Raw genomic sequence first — 13,539 nt, 5'->3', positions numbered from 1 at the left:
CGGAAAACGGCTTCGGCGGGAAACGTCCCAGGTGGCAGGCTAGTCGTGCAGGTCCGGAGCGTCCGCGACCGGTGGGGGTGGGTACGCGCAGCCTGTGCCATCCGTCCGACGGCGGCCGGCCCGCCTCTGCCGCACGGGTGGAGCTGCATGCACGCCGCGCCGGGGGGCGCGTGTCGGCGGAGGCCGCGCCCGGGTTGCCGGTGCTGGGGTGACGGCGGCTGCCCGCCGGAAAACGGTTTGCCGTGCGGCGGGGCGTCGGGGAGGCTCCGGCCGGAGTACTCACCTCGTGCCGGCGGAGCCGGCGGTTCGGAGCCCCGCACATGACGACGACGCTGGACGCGCTGTGTTTCGACGCGAAGGACCCCGAGCGGATCGCGGAGTTCTGGGGCGCGTTCCTCGGATGGGAGCGGTCGGCGGACCCGCGGGACGGGATCGCGATCGTGCCGAGCGGCGGCACCGGGTTCCAACTGCGGTTCGTGGCTTGCGCGTCGGAGAAGACCGGGCAGAACGCGGCGCACTTCGACCTGACCTCGACGTCGGAGGAGGGCCAGAAGGCGACGGTGGAGCGGGCGTTGGAGCTGGGCGCGCGGCACGTCGACGTCGGACAGCTGCCGGAGGAGGGGCACGTGGTCCTCGCGGACCCGGAGGGGAACGAGTTCTGCGTGATCGAGCCCGGCAACGCGTTCCTCGCCGGCACCGGCTTCATCGGCGCGCTCGCCGGGGACGGTTCGCGGGCGGTCGGGCACTTCTGGAGCCAGGCGCTGGACTGGCCGCTGGTGTGGGACGAGAACGAGGAGACGGCGATCCAAGCGCCGTACGGCGGAACGAAGTTGACGTGGGGCGGGCCGCCGCTGCTGCCGGGGACGGGGCACATGCGGGTGTCGTACGACCTCGCCCCGCCGGCCGGCGGCGACCAGGCGGCGGAGATCGAGCGGCTCCTCGCGCTCGGAGCGAGGCGCATCGACGGCGGCGGTCCCGACGCGTCGGGCCGCGTCGTGCTCACCGACCCCGACGGACGCGAGTTCGGGGTGCTGCGGGCGCGGTGAAGTCCGGCGTCGGGAGCGTTCCGTCCGCCGCGCACGCCGCGCACGCCGCACACGCCGCGCACGCCGCGCACGCCGCACACGCCGCGGACTCGCTCCCGCGCCGGCCGTCGGGCGACCGCGCACCGGTCCGACCCCGGCGCGGCGGCGAAATGCGCTCGCCGCCCCCCGCGGCCTACTCGTAGCATCCTCCGCATGATCGACGACACCGACGACGCCCCTGAGCGGAACGTCGCCTGGCCCGCCGGCGCCGTCGGGCTCGCCCCCGTAGACCTCGCGGACGCCGAGCTGCTCCACGGCTGGCTGTCCGACCCGGTGGCCCTGCACGAGTTCGGATCCTGGCCGCGCTCGCTGACCGCGCTGACCGGGCGGATCGAGCGCGACATGGACGACGAGGACCGCGACGACTTCCTCGTCCTGCTCCCGGACGGCACACCCGCCGGGTTCGTCGCCCTCAGCGGGCAGGACCTGGCCGGCGGCACCGCGGCCGTCGAGCTGCTGCTCGCCCCCGAGCACCGCGGGCACGGCCACGGCGGGGCCGCGCTCGACGCCTTGGTCGACCTCGCGTTCGGCGAGCTCCCCCTCCACCGCCTCACCGCCGAGACCCACACCGGCAACCGCCCCGCCCTCGCCGTCCTCACCCGCTCCGGCTTCCTCCGCGAGGGCACCAGTCGCCAGGCCTGCCTCCACCGCGGCCGCCGCCACGACCTCGCCCGCTTCGCGCTCCTCCGCCCGGAATGGGACGCCCTCACCCGCCCGCGGGCGTGGGACGCGTGAGGATCCGGGTGGAGGCGGCGTGGCGGGACGCCGAGGGGACGCCGTGGGTCCGCGTGCGCACGGAGGCCGGCGTCGCCACGGCGAAGTGGTGCGGGGAGCCGACGGCGGCGGGGAACGAGCACCACGTGGAGTGGACCGTCGACGAGGACGCGGTCTGGGGCGTGAACGCGCACGTCGTCGAGGACGCGCGCTCGGCGCTCACCGAGGACGGCGAGCGGTTGGTCTTCCGCGGGCGGCTGCAGCTCGACCACGACGGCGTGTTCACGTTGTCCGTGGGGGACTGGCTGGTCATGTTCGACGGCGGTACGCCGCCGCCGGGACTCGCCGACGGGGAGTGCGTCGAGGTCAGCGCGGACCGGACCTCGGCCACCCTGTACCCCTACCTGCTGTGACGCCCGTGGGGAGCGGTGACGTGACGATCATGGTGGAGTGGGCGTCGCGGGAGGCCACCGCGAGGGACCTCGAGGACATCGCCGAGCTGCGGGCCGTGGTCCTGCGTGCGGATCTGGAGCGGCTCGGGCGGTACGACCCCGCCCGCGTGCGGCAGCGGTTGCGCGCCGGGTTCGTGCCGGGGGACACGACGGTGGTCGAGGTCGCGGGTGCGTTCGCGGGGTGCGTGGCGCTGCGCAGGGCGGAGGACGCGTACTGGGTGGAGCACTTCTACCTCGCGCCCGAGGTGCAGGGGCGGGGCGTGGGGGCCGCCGTCCTGCGGACGCTCCTCGCCCGGTGCGACCGGGAGGGGGCCCCGGTACGGCTCAACGTGCTGCAGGGCAGCCCGGCCCGGCGGCTCTACGAACGCCACGGGTTCGCGATGGAGACCGAGGACGCGGTGGACGTGTTCATGCGGCGGGACCCGGCGGCGGGTCGCTAGCGGGGTGCCCCACGGATCTCGCCCTGGGGCGCGCCCGACGCAGGTGGGCAATGCCGACCGCAAGGCGGGCCGGACACCCCCTACACGCGCACGCCGACGGGCTCCGGGGGCCGGCCCTCGACCTCGCGCAGGAGGTTGAGGAGGGCGTCGCGGGCGGCCGGAGAGCCGTGTCGGGCCGCGGAGATCAGGACGGGGCGCAACGGGTCGTCCGCGGGCTGCAACTGACTCGCCGCGTCGGCCCGTAGGCCCGCCACGACCGCGTCCCGCAGCGGCCGTCCTCGTCCCTCGCTCGCGAGGACGTCCGCGGCGAGCGAGCGATCGGCGGCATCGGGCGTCCACGCCCCGCGCCCCAGGCGGTCGTGGAGCCGGCGTATCCGGTCCGGGGCGTCCTCGATACGCGTCGGCATGACGGCCACGGTACGGGAGGACCCGCCGACGCGACAGGTTCCCGTCGTCAACTCCGCCCGCCCGCAGTACGGTTGCCGGATGGCGGGGGAGCTGCTCGGGTCCGGACGGTCCGCGGACGTGTACGCGCTGGACGAGGAGTGGGTGCTGCGGCGGTACCGCGACGGCGGGGACGCGGCCGAGGAGGGGCGGCTGATGGCGTACCTCGCGGAGGCGGGGTACCCGGTGCCGGCGGTGCGGCCCGGACCGGCCGCGCACGGGGAGCTGGTGCTGCAACGGCTGCCCGGAGTATCCCTGTTGGCGGCCGTCGCGGCGGGGGACACCACCCCGGACGAGGCCGGTGCGGCCGTCGCCGCACTCCTGTACCGGCTGCACGCGGTCCCCGCCCGCCGCTCGGCGGACCCCGCCCACCGCGTGATCCACCTCGACCTGCACCCCGACAACGTCATGCTCACCCCGCACGGCCCGGTGGTCATCGACTGGCGCACCGCCGTCGACGGTCCGCCGGGCCTCGACTGGGCGATGTCCGCGCTGATCCTCGCCGAAGTCGCCGTAGGACAGGGCCCGTTCGAGGAGGGTGCACGCCTCGGGCTCGCCGCCCTGCTCGCCCGTCGCGACCCCGCCGCCCCGCCCCTCGCGGCCGGCCACCTCGCCGTCGCGCGTCGGCGCCGGGCCGCTGACCCGAACCTGAGCGCCGACGAGGTGGAGGCGCTGGACGGGGCCGCAGCGCTCGTCGCGGCGACGGAGACCGCAGTCCGGGCGGCCTGAGGCGCACCCGGCCTCGCGCCCACGCGGCCCCGCCCGTGCCTCACGCTCGGCGTGCGTCCTTGCGGAAGGCTGGGATCAGGATCGCGCCGACCGCGAGGTGCAGCAGGGAGAGGGTGATGCCGGCGTCGGGCGTGAGGTCGGGGGCGAAGATCGGGGCCGTGGAGAGGGCGAGCACCGCGAGGGCGACGGCGGTCCAGGCGGTGGCGGCCTCGGCGGTGAACCGCTCCAGGAGGGCGAGCAGGCCCCACCCGGCGAGCGAGGCCGGCACCGTGGCGATGACGACCGCGGCGAAGGGCAGCTCGCGGGTCGTCGAGGTCCTTTCGCTGGACGAGGTGGAGCGTGGCTGAGGGTCCGTCAGATCCGTGGCTCGGCGGGGAGGCCCGTCCAGCGGAGGTCGGCCGGGAGGTGGCCGGTGTCGTTGAAGCAGAGCAGGTCCGCGGGGCGGTCGGGCGCGTAACGGACCACCGTCAGGGCCGCGTTGGCGAGGTTGACGCCGATCCAACGCCAGTCGGGCGCGGCGAAGGCGTCGCGTACGAGCCAGGCGGCGGTGAAGTTGTGGGTGACTACGAGTTCGCGGCGCGGACGGTCGCCCGCCGCCGGCCCCGTGAACCGCGCGACGGCCTCGCGCGCCAGCCGGGGGCCGGGATCGCGCTCCTCGGCGGGGAAGGAGGCGAGGCGCTCCAGTGTGCGGTCGGCGACCGACGGGGGTGCCTCGTCCCGAGCGGGGATACGAGGCAGGTAGTCGCCGGCGCACGCGGCCGCGCCGAACTCGGCTGGTGCATACACCAGTTGCGCCCGGATCAGCTCCGCCGTCCCTGCCGCCCGTGCCAACGGCCCGTGATGGACCGCGTCGAACCGCACGTCCCGCAACCGCTCACCGAGCAGCACCGCCTGCCGGCGCCCCCGCTCGGACAGCCCCGCCTCGTCGGCCGACGCCTCGGCGTGCCGGGCGAGGTAGAGAAAGCGGGCAGCAGATGTCATTCGAGCGGGCCTCCGTCGTCCGAGATCGTCCACGGACCCAGGACGCCGCACACGCCCGCCGGGTTCCCCGGACCGCCTTCCGCCGGCAGTTCGACCGCGTCGCGGGCGATCGATCCCCGGACGAGCCGCCGAACGGGCCGGCCGTCGTCGACGCCGGGCGGTCCGCACCGAGCACTTGTTCCGCCGCGAGGACCACGCGCCGCGCCGCTCGGGGAGGATGGGCGGATGGCGCGACTCCACGACATCGTGTTCGACAGCAAGCACCCCGCCGCGGCGGCGCGGTTCTGGGCCGCGGCCCTGGACGGGTACGCCGTCGCGCCCTACGACGACGCGGAACTCGCCCGGCTGCGCGCCGCCGGGATCCCGGGCCCGGAGGACGATCCCACCGTGCTCGTCGAACCGGCGGGCGCAGGACCGCGGTTGTGGTTCCAGCTCGCACCGGAGGGCAAGGCGGGCGGGAACCGCGTGCACCTCGACCTGCGCGCGCCCGACGTGGACGCGGAGGTCCGGCGGCTGACGGCCCTCGGCGCGGACGTGCGGGCGCGGTACGACGACCACGCCGTGCTGGCCGACGTCGAGGGCAACGTGTTCTGCGTGTTCGAGGAGCGCGGCTGACGGGGCCGGGTCAGCGCGCCAGCGTGGCGAGGTGCTTCGTCAGGGTCTCCGTGGACTGGAAGGTCGCGCCGAGCACCGAGACGTGCTTCCAGTGGAGGGTGCCGTCGGGGGCGAGGAGGAAGACGGCGCGGCGCAGGCCGATGCCGGGCGCGGCGATGCCGAAGGAGCGGGTGACGGCGCGGTCGGCGTCGGCGAGGAGAGGGATGCGCAGGGAGTACTTGCGGGCGAACTCCTCGTGGCTGTCGACGGATTGGGGGCTGATGCCCCAGACCGTCGCGCCGAGGTCGGTGAAGGACTCGAGCCCGCTGGAGTACGAGCAGAGCTGCTTCGTGCAGACGCTCGTGTCGTCGCCGGGGTAGAAGGCGAGGACGAGCGGGGCGCCGCGGTGCTCGCTCGGGGTGAAGTCGCGGCGGGTGAAGGTGTCGCCGTCCAGGACACCGCCGAGGAGCGTGAAGTCCGGTACAGCGGTGCCGAGTCGGGGTGAGGCGGCCATGGGTTCTCCGGGAGGTGCGGGAGCGGTGTGCTGTGTGATTCGGGGCGGACGGGCCGGCGGATGGGTCCGCAGGGTTACTGGATGCTCCAGCGGTGCGGGTGGGCGGGGTCGGCGGGGCAGGCGAACACGTCGAGCTCGCCCCAGCGGCCCACGACCACCTCCGTCGGGTTCACGGTCAGGTGCGCGGGCGCGTCCGGATCCTCCTCCAGGGGACGCCAACTGCCGGTGCCGCCGTCCCACTCGGAGCTGTCGACGGTCAGCAGCAGGTCCATCGGGGTGGCGCAGGCGCCGCAGTCCATGGCGTACGGGTCGGTGAGGTGCCAGGACGGGTGGCCGCCGACCCGCCAGCCGGGCGGGATGGACAGGTCGTACTGGTAGAGGACCGGACCCTCCTCGTCCTCGGCCTCCGCATCGTCCGACTTTTCGGCCACCTCCTGCACCGCCTCCTCCCACGCGTCGATCCGCTCGCCCAGCTCGTCCGGCAGCACCCCCGCGTACGGGTACGTCGCCACCTGCTCCGGGTGCAGGACGCACGGTTCGGCCACGTACCCGTCGAAGCCGACGACCTCGGGCCGCGGGGGCGACGCCAGCACCTCGGTGACCTCCGCGGCGCGGCGCCAGCGCAGGTCGAGGTGCATACCGTGCCCGGTCGGGCCGTGCGCGTCGAACGGGCACCAGAAGACCTGCAGCAGGTCGCAGCCGTCCGGCCCGGGCGCGAGGTCGGGCACGTCCCGGCGGTGGAGCTGCGCGACGCCGATCAGCGGCAGCGGGTCGGCGTCGGCGGCGCGGTAGGTCCGGTCCAGCTCCGCGAGCAGCTTCCGGTCCTCGTCCGTCGGCCCCGACTCCGGCGCCCGCCGCCACGCCGCGGACACGACCCGCCGGCGCTCGTGGACGTCCGCCGGGCGGCGGCCCTCCGTCGGCCCGTGCGACTGCGGGCACACCGGCCACGGCTCGTCCGCCGGCCACAGCAGCGGGCCGCCGACGGAGCTGTCCGTCACCTCCGGCCGGCCCGGGCGCGGATGCAGGCGGGTCGTCGTGCCCCGGTGGGCCGCCAGCCCGGGGAAGAGCGCCTCGACGTCGAGCGGGCGCGGCGGTGTCGTTCTCGGCATGCGCCCGACCCTAGACCCGGGCGAAATCCCGTCGCGCGGGAGGGCGGTGCGCTGGCACGCTGCGGCCCATGGACAGGGGAGAGCGGGCCGAGGTGCTGCTCCTCGGCGGGCGGGCCGGGGTGGGGAAGACGACGGTGGGCTGGGAGGTGTCGGACCGGTTGCGCGGCGCGGGGGTCGCGCACGCGATCGTCGAGGGGGACTTCCTGGGGCAGGTGCATCCCGCGCCCGACGGCGACCCGGACCGGGCGCGGATCGCCGAGCGCAACCTCACCGCCGTGTGGGGCAACTTCGCCGCGCTCGGCCACCGGCGGCTCGTCTACACCAACACCGCGTCGGTCCTGCCCGAGGCCGGCGCGATGTTCCGCCGGGCGATGGGCGCGGACGTCCGCATCGTCCGCGTGCTGCTCACCGCGACCGACGCCACCGCCGACGCGCGCCTGGCCGGCCGCGAGATCGGCTCCGCGCTCGCGGACGAGATCGCCAAGAGCGCCCGCGCGGCCCGCCGCCTCGACGCCCGCGTCCCCGCCGACACCGTCCGCATCGCGACCGACGGCCGCTCCGTCGTCGACATCGCGGAGGAGGTGCTGGCGGCGACGGGCTGGGCGGCGGACCTGCGCCCGGGCGACACGCCCCGGCAACCGCTGCCGTAGGCCGCGCCCCCCGGGCCCGCCCGGCCGGGCGCGCCCGTCACCGGCCCGGCCCCGTCATCGGCCCGTCACCGGCCCGTCACCGGCCCGGCCCCGTCACCGGCGGACACCCCGCCGCCCGCGGCCTCAGGCGGCCGCGTCCTCGGACGCCGGTTTCAGGATGTCGCCCTTGACCACCGCCGCGACCGACAGCGTCCGGTAGCCGACCGAGTCGAAGAGCACGGTGAGCTTGCCGTCCTCCTCGCTCATCGTCTCGCCCTCGCCCCACGCCGCGTGGGTGACCCGGGTGCCGGGGGCGAACGGGTGGTCGGGGGCGGCGGCGGGCGCGGCGGGCGCGCTGCCCGTGCCCGCGAGGACGGTGTCGCCGTGCTCGTCCGCACCGTCGAGCCGGAGCTCGGCCGACGCGCAGACGTCGCAGTTGCCGCAGGGCTCGTCGGGTCGTTCGCCGAAGTACCCGAGGAGGAACTGCCGTCGGCAGGAAGTGGTTTCGGCGAACCCGCGCATCATCTCGACCCGCGACTGCTCCAGTTGCTGCCGCGAGTCGCCCAGGCGCATCGCGTCCCGCACGACCTCCTCCTCCTTGACGCGCGGGACCGCCTCCGCGGTGCCGTCCTCGTTGGTGCGGACGGCGTCGCTGTGCTCCAGGAGGTTCACGACGGCGGTGAGCCGGCTGGCGGAGAGGCCGGACTCCTCGCGCAGCTCGGTGAGGCTGACGGGCTTGCGCCGCCGCCGCAGCAGGCGCAGCACCTGCACCAGGGTGTCGGGGTCGGGCCGGCCGGAGGACAGGAAGCGCTGCAGGCCGAGGTCCTGCGGGCGGTAGGCGAGGATCGCCCGGGCCGGTTCGCCGTCGCGGCCCGCGCGACCCATCTCCTGGTAGAACGCGTCCAGCGACCCCGGCACGGAGGCGTGCAGCACGAAGCGGATGTCGGCCTTGTCGATGCCCATCCCGAACGCGGACGTGGCGACGACGACGTCCAGCGAACCGTCGCGGAACCGGTCGTGCACGTCCGTGCGGTCCGCCGCGCGCATCCCCGCGTGGTACGGGGCGCTGTCCAGGCCGAGTTCGGCGAGGTCCGCCGCGTACGCCTCCGCGTCGCGGCGGGTCGCCGCGTACACGATGCCCGGCTTGGCCTCCGCGGCCGCGCGCTCCACCACCGCACGGCGCTTGACCTCCTCGTCCTGGAACGTCGTCACCTCCAGCGAGATGTTCGGGCGGTCGAAGCCCGCGACGACCTCGTGCACGTCCGCCATCCCGAGCTGCTCGACGATGTCCGCGCGGACGGGGGCGGCCGCGTTCGCCGTCAGCGCGAGGACCGGGGGACGGCCGATGCGGCCCAGCGCGTGGCGGATGCGGAGGTAGTCGGGGCGGAAGTCGTGGCCCCACGACGACACGCACTGCGCCTCGTCGACCACCACCAACGCGGGCTTCGCCTCAGCGAGTTGATCCACCACCTCGTCCCGGGCGAGCTGCTCCGGCGCGAGGAACAGGAAGTCGATGTCCCCCGTCGTCACCCGGTCCCACGCGGCCCGGTTCTCCGCGGCGCGCTGCGTCGAGTTCACCGCGGCGGCCGCGGGGCCGTCGAGACCGAGCAGCCCCTCCACCTGGTCCCGCTGCAGCGCGATCAGCGGCGACACCACCACCGTCGGGCCGTCGAGCAGCACCCCCGGCACCTGGTACACCGCCGACTTCCCCGCGCCCGTCGGCATCACCACCAGCGTGTCGCGCCCCTCCATCACCGCGGTCATCGCTGCGGTCTGCTCCGCGCGCAGGCTCTCCCATCCGAACGTCCTGCGCGCGGTCGTACGGAGTTGGCGGGCGATCGACTTCGGCATGTGCTGCTCCCTGCGGCGGGCCCCCGCGGGGCCGTTCTCTGTCGCGGTCCGGCTACCCCGCCGCCGGCCTTTCAGCCGGGGCGGGTCGGGGCCGCCCTCCGCTCATCCGCCGTCGCCCTGTGGGCGGGTGGTGGCCGCCTGCGGGAACTCGGTGACGCGCAGCCGGGCGGAGCCGTAGGGCAGCAGTCTGATGTCCTCCGCCGGGAAGCCCGTCGGCACCGGGCTGTCGGGGAGGGGTCCGGACGAGGCGCCCTGGTAGGTCCACTCGGGGACGCGGATGCCCGGGGCGGTGACGACCAGGGGAGGGCGGGTCCCGTCGAACGGCACCGGGCCGACCGGGTGCCTGCGCACGTCCCAGCCGTCGACGCCCTGGCCGAGCGACGTGGCGAGCGCCCAGTTCCAGGACTTCCGGGGCCGCACCTCGTAGTCGCCCAGCCCCGGCGCGCCGGCGATCGGCGACCAGATCTCCTCGACGGCGTGGGCCAGGACGAGCGGCCCGAAGCGCAGCGCGAGCGCCCCCCGGTCGCGGGCGACCGGGCGGACCGCCATGGGGAGGGTCAGCTCCACGGTGTCGCCGGCGGCCCAGGTGCGCTCGACGCGCACGTAGCCCGAGGCGTCGGGGGTGGCGTCCGCGGCCCGGCCCGCCACGGTGAGGGAGGCCGCCGTGCACCAGCCGGGGACGCGCAGCAGGAGGGGGAAGGTGGTGGGCTCGGCGAGGTCGACGGTGACGGTCACGGTGTCGCCGAAGGGGTACTCCGTGACCACGCGCAGGGTGACGTCCGCACCCCCGGCGGTGGCCGAGACCTCGGCGGGGGCGTAGGCGACGGCGGCGAGCCCGGAGTCCGCGGTGGCCATCCACAGGGAGCGGACGAACTTGGGCCAGCCCTGGTGGTAGTTGGCGGTGCAGCAGCCGAAGTGCGGTTCCAGGCCGAAGAGGTTGGCGTCGTCCCCGCTGAACGACCAGTCCCGAGGGGCCACGCTGACCAGCACCTGGTTCGCCTGCTGGTGGTACTGGTGCGCCGTCATCCGGGCGTCGCAGGACGCCGGGAGGTGGTTGAAGGCCGCGAGCTCCAGCAGGTCGCCGTAGCGCCCGTCGCCGAAGATCCGTGCGATCTGCTCCATCGTGAACATGTACTCCACGACCTGGCAGGTCTCGACGCCGTGGTGCGGGTCGCGCCCGGCGAGCCACTCGTCGCCGGAGAAGAGCCCGTGGGCGAGGCCGTGGTGGCGGTCGAGGTTCTCCAGCGCCCGCACGGTCGCCGCCCGCCGCGCCTCGACGCCGTCCAGCAGGTAGCGGACGGCCGGGGACTTCAGGCCCATGGCCACGTTCGGGCCGTGCGTGAGGTGGTCGAAGGTCCGGGCGCGTCCGGTGATCAGGCGCTCGGTCAGGTAGTCCTCCCAGTCGTCGGTCTGCTCCAGGAGCAGCTCGGCGAGCTCGGTGAGCCAGGACTCCCCGGTGCGGGCGTGCAGCCAGAGCACGCCGAGGACCGCGTCGGCGCCGCGCGCCCGGCCCCAGGTGTGCAGCGGCCGCTTCGGCAGGTGGGTCAGCTGGTAGCGGAACCAGGCGGTCAGGAAGGGTTCGACCCGCGGGTCGCCGGTGGCGTCGGCGTGCTGGGTGAGGACCTTGACGGCGACCGTCCGCGGCCACCAGTCGTCGTTGTCCTCCGGGCCGAAGAACCCGTCGGCCCGCTGACGGGCCAGGATGGCCTCCACCCAGTGGTCCGTCTTGGCCAGGAGCACGGGGTCGCCGGTCAGGTGGGCCAGGGGCAGCAGTCCGTCGAGGTAGTAGGGGCCGCGCTCCCAGTTCTCGCCGTCGCCGCCGAGCCAGGCGCTGTTCGGGCCGACGTCCTCCCAGAGTTCGTCGAGTTTGCCGGAGAGGCCCGCCGCCTGGATGCGGAGCTGGTCGAGCAGCCAGCCGGCCGGGCGGACGGCGCCGAGGGGGAGCTCGGCGAAGGCCGCCTTGCCGGCGGGGGTGGGGGCGGGGGAGGTCGTCACGATGGTTGTCACCTCTGGTGCAGTGGGGCGGCGGGAGCGCGGCGCCCGGTGTCCGGGCAGCGGGGGCGGGGCGGGTCAGTTCTTGACGGACCCGGCGACCAGGCCGCTGATGTAGTAGCGCTGCAGGGCCAGGAACAGGACCAGGCAGGGCAGCATGGTGAGGGTCACGCCGGCGTTGAGGGCGCCGAAGTCGACGGCGCCGAGCTGGCCGGTGCGCACGTTCAGGAGCATCACGGGGAGCGTGTACTTGGCGCTGTCGGTCAGGAAGACCAGGGGCGCGAAGAACTCGTTCCAGGCGAAGAGGAAGGCGAACATCGCGACCGTCGCCAGCCCCGGTGCGACGAGCGGGAGCGAGACCCGGGTCAGGGTCTGGACCATGCCGGCGCCGTCGATGCGGGCCGCCTCCTCCAGCTCCTTCGGGACGGCGTCGAAGGCGTTGCGCATCATGAAGACGCTGAACGGCAGCTGGAAGGTGATGAAGACCAGGCTCAGCCCGATCAGGCTGTCCTGGAGGCCGAACCAGCCGAGCACCGTGTACAGCGGGATGATGATCGTCGAGTACGGGACCATCAGCACGACCAGGGTCAGTCCGAAGACGGCGTTCGACCCCCGGAACGGCAGTCGCGAGAAGCCGTACCCGGCCAGGAACGACAGGACGACGGTGCCGAGCACGGTCAGGACGGCCACGAACAGGGTGTTCAGCGCGTACGTCGCCAGACCGGAGCCGTAGTCGAACAGCGCCGCGTAGTTGTCGAAGGAGACCGCGTGCGGCAGGTAGGTCGAGGGGTCGGCGTTCGCCTCCTCTGGCGTCTTGACGGAGCTGAGCGCGCTGTAGAGCAGCGGGGCGAGGAACAGCAGTCCCAGCGCGGTGCCGGCGAGGTAGAACGCGGCGCCCGAGACGCGCTTGCGGCGTCGGGCCCGCACGGCGGTGCTTCCGGGGCGGGCGGGGCCGGGGCGGGTGGCGGTGGGCCGCGGTGCGGCCTCGGTCGTGGTCATCGGTCCCCCGGACGCAGGATGCGGAGCTGTACGGCGTTGAGCACGGCGAGCAGCAGGAGCAGCAGCACGGCGATCGCCGCCGCGTAGCCCAGCTGGTAGCTGACGAACGCCGTGCGGTAGATCGTCGAGACGACCGTCATCGTGGACAGGCCCGGACCGCCGTGGGTGAGGATGTAGAACTGGTCGAAGGCCAGGTACGAGCCGGTGACCGAGAGCACGACGGCGAGCGCGAGGGTGCGCCGCATCAGCGGCAGCGTGATCCGCCGGAACACCGTGACGCGCCCCGCCCCGTCGAGGGCCGCCGCCTCGTACACGTCGGCCGGGATCGACTGCATGCCGACGACGAGCAGCACCATCGTGAGGCCGGCCGTCTTCCAGACCACCATCACGATCACCGCCACCAGCGCGGGCCAGTACGCGGTGAAGGGGCTGCCCGGGTCGGTCACCAGGTGCAGGTCGGACAGGAGTTGCGGGATCGCCCCGCCCTGCGGGCTGTACAGCGCGGACCACAGCAGGGCGCTCGCGGCCATGCCGACGACGACGGGGAGGAAGAGGGCGGTCCGGAACAGCCCGACCCCCGGCCGTTCGCTGCGGACGAGGAACGCCAGCCCGAACGCGACGGCGAAGATCGCGACCGTGGCGATCACGGTGTACAGGGTGGTGAAGCCCAGGGCGTCCCAGACCTGGGCGTCGGTGAGCGCCTTCTCGTAGTTGTCGAGCCCGGTGAACGCCGGCTCGCCGAACAGGGGCCAGTCGTGGAAGGACATCCAGACCGCGAGGGCCAGGGGCAGGAGGAAGAAGACGGCGATGACGAGCGTCGACGGTGCGACCAGGAGCGCGCCGACGGCGGAGCGGCGGCGCGCCGACGCGGCGGGGGTGGCGCGCGGGCCGTCGGCACGCGCGGTCGGGAGGGGCATGGTGCTCCCTGTGCTGCGGCAGACCACGGGTCTGCGGATGGGCGGGGGCGGCGGGCGACGGGGCCGGAGGGCGAAGGACCCTCCGGCCC

At 74.8% G+C, this 13,539-nt stretch carries 16 protein-coding genes; 7 read left to right on the top strand and 9 right to left on the bottom strand.

The window, feature by feature from the left end; genetic code table 11:
* The first annotated feature begins 320 nt into the window (after positions 1-320).
* From ACFWEG_RS02525 to ACFWEG_RS02510, 4 genes are all read left to right on the top strand, one after another.
* A complete protein-coding gene (locus ACFWEG_RS02525) occupies positions 321-1,046 on the top strand; it encodes a VOC family protein (RefSeq protein WP_387208322.1) in 726 nt (241 codons plus the stop codon).
* Between the two features lie 192 nt (positions 1,047-1,238).
* Positions 1,239-1,820, top strand: a complete 582-nt coding sequence (locus ACFWEG_RS02520) for a GNAT family N-acetyltransferase (protein ID WP_387208320.1) — start codon at positions 1,239-1,241, stop codon at positions 1,818-1,820.
* Positions 1,817-2,212 (top strand): hypothetical protein, encoded by a 396-nt coding sequence (locus tag ACFWEG_RS02515; protein ID WP_387208319.1) that lies wholly within the window; start codon positions 1,817-1,819, stop codon positions 2,210-2,212. Before ACFWEG_RS02520 ends, ACFWEG_RS02515 begins: the two co-directional genes overlap by 4 nt.
* A gap of 29 nt (positions 2,213-2,241) precedes the next feature.
* Positions 2,242-2,691: a GNAT family N-acetyltransferase gene (locus ACFWEG_RS02510; RefSeq protein ID WP_387208364.1), complete on the top strand. Its 450-nt coding sequence runs from the start codon at positions 2,242-2,244 to the stop codon at positions 2,689-2,691.
* 80 nt (positions 2,692-2,771) lie between these two features.
* Here the strand turns inward: ACFWEG_RS02510 and ACFWEG_RS02505 are convergent, their stop codons facing one another.
* Positions 2,772-3,098, bottom strand: coding sequence for a hypothetical protein (locus ACFWEG_RS02505; RefSeq protein WP_387208317.1), 327 nt, complete (start codon positions 3,096-3,098; stop codon positions 2,772-2,774).
* On the opposite strand from ACFWEG_RS02505, the gene ACFWEG_RS02500 reads away from it, so the two are divergent.
* Positions 3,097-3,864: a phosphotransferase gene (locus ACFWEG_RS02500; protein ID WP_387208315.1), complete on the top strand. Its 768-nt coding sequence runs from the start codon at positions 3,097-3,099 to the stop codon at positions 3,862-3,864. The genes ACFWEG_RS02505 and ACFWEG_RS02500 overlap by 2 nt on opposite strands.
* Before the next feature lie 40 nt (positions 3,865-3,904).
* On the opposite strand, the gene ACFWEG_RS02495 is transcribed toward ACFWEG_RS02500, so the two are convergent.
* Together ACFWEG_RS02495 and ACFWEG_RS02490 are read right to left on the bottom strand one after the other, a co-directional pair.
* A complete protein-coding gene (locus ACFWEG_RS02495) occupies positions 3,905-4,162 on the bottom strand; it encodes a DUF6069 family protein (RefSeq protein WP_387208362.1) in 258 nt (85 codons plus the stop codon).
* 56 nt (positions 4,163-4,218) lie between these two features.
* Positions 4,219-4,845, bottom strand: coding sequence for a histidine phosphatase family protein (locus ACFWEG_RS02490; protein WP_387208313.1), 627 nt, complete (start codon positions 4,843-4,845; stop codon positions 4,219-4,221).
* A 225-nt stretch (positions 4,846-5,070) separates the two neighbouring features.
* On the opposite strand from ACFWEG_RS02490, the gene ACFWEG_RS02485 reads away from it, so the two are divergent.
* Entirely contained in the window at positions 5,071-5,460 is a 390-nt protein-coding gene (locus tag ACFWEG_RS02485; protein ID WP_387208311.1) for a VOC family protein, read from the top strand.
* A 10-nt stretch (positions 5,461-5,470) separates the two neighbouring features.
* On the opposite strand, the gene ACFWEG_RS02480 is transcribed toward ACFWEG_RS02485, so the two are convergent.
* Both ACFWEG_RS02480 and ACFWEG_RS02475 read right to left on the bottom strand, forming a co-directional pair.
* Positions 5,471-5,953 carry a peroxiredoxin gene (locus ACFWEG_RS02480; RefSeq protein WP_387208309.1) on the bottom strand — a complete coding sequence of 161 codons (483 nt, stop codon included), beginning with the start codon at positions 5,951-5,953 and terminating at the stop codon, positions 5,471-5,473.
* A gap of 74 nt (positions 5,954-6,027) precedes the next feature.
* Entirely contained in the window at positions 6,028-7,062 is a 1,035-nt protein-coding gene (locus ACFWEG_RS02475; protein WP_387208307.1) for a hypothetical protein, read from the bottom strand.
* 68 nt (positions 7,063-7,130) lie between these two features.
* Here ACFWEG_RS02475 and ACFWEG_RS02470 point away from each other — a divergent pair, with 68 nt between their 5' ends.
* The gene (locus ACFWEG_RS02470) at positions 7,131-7,712 is read left to right on the top strand and encodes a hypothetical protein (RefSeq protein ID WP_387208305.1); all 582 of its coding nucleotides are present in this window, start codon (positions 7,131-7,133) and stop codon (positions 7,710-7,712) included.
* A 123-nt stretch (positions 7,713-7,835) separates the two neighbouring features.
* On the opposite strand, the gene ACFWEG_RS02465 is transcribed toward ACFWEG_RS02470, so the two are convergent.
* From ACFWEG_RS02465 to ACFWEG_RS02450, 4 genes are all read right to left on the bottom strand, one after another.
* The gene (locus ACFWEG_RS02465) at positions 7,836-9,542 is read right to left on the bottom strand and encodes a RecQ family ATP-dependent DNA helicase (RefSeq protein ID WP_387208303.1); all 1,707 of its coding nucleotides are present in this window, start codon (positions 9,540-9,542) and stop codon (positions 7,836-7,838) included.
* Positions 9,543-9,644: 102 nt separating this feature from the next.
* Complete coding sequence (locus tag ACFWEG_RS02460; RefSeq protein WP_387208301.1) at positions 9,645-11,537, bottom strand: beta-L-arabinofuranosidase domain-containing protein; 1,893 nt, start codon at positions 11,535-11,537, stop codon at positions 9,645-9,647.
* A 75-nt stretch (positions 11,538-11,612) separates the two neighbouring features.
* Complete coding sequence (locus tag ACFWEG_RS02455) at positions 11,613-12,533, bottom strand: carbohydrate ABC transporter permease (protein WP_387208299.1); 921 nt, start codon at positions 12,531-12,533, stop codon at positions 11,613-11,615.
* Positions 12,530-13,450, bottom strand: coding sequence for a carbohydrate ABC transporter permease (locus ACFWEG_RS02450; RefSeq protein WP_387208297.1), 921 nt, complete (start codon positions 13,448-13,450; stop codon positions 12,530-12,532). The genes ACFWEG_RS02455 and ACFWEG_RS02450 overlap by 4 nt, the downstream gene beginning before the upstream one ends.
* Positions 13,451-13,539: the final 89 nt, after the last annotated feature.

This window comes from Streptomyces sp. NPDC060194 (assembly GCF_042728285.1).
Taxonomy (GTDB): Bacteria; Actinomycetota; Actinomycetes; order Streptomycetales; family Streptomycetaceae; genus Streptomyces.
This window is presented reverse-complemented; position numbering and strand designations above follow the sequence as displayed.